This window comes from Brachyspira catarrhinii (assembly GCF_005518285.1).
Taxonomy (GTDB): Bacteria; Spirochaetota; Brachyspiria; order Brachyspirales; family Brachyspiraceae; genus Brachyspira; species Brachyspira catarrhinii.
The window spans coordinates 1-218 of sequence record NZ_SJDU01000964.1; the positions used below are offsets into that span (position 1 = coordinate 1).

Annotated in this window: 1 protein-coding gene; it reads left to right on the top strand. The window is 33.5% G+C overall.

Annotated features, from left to right (window positions below; genetic code table 11):
• A partial coding sequence (locus tag EZH24_RS13895) for a PD-(D/E)XK nuclease family transposase (RefSeq protein WP_170310902.1) occupies nt 1–218 on the top strand: 218 nt, incomplete at both ends.

Sequence of the window (218 nt, forward strand, 5' to 3'; positions counted from 1 at the left end):
TCAACGCCGTTATGATTAGCGCGGACATGAAAACTTTTAAAGCGGTTGAGATATTGAACCCGTTCAACTTAAAAAGACATTATAAAGACAAAGAGACAATTGTTGATGTAAAATGCATTACTAAAAACGGAACTGTCGTAATTATTGAAGTGCAATTATCTGGTAATTCAAGATTCCCCGAAAGAATACTTTATTATTGGGCTTATAAACGGAGAATA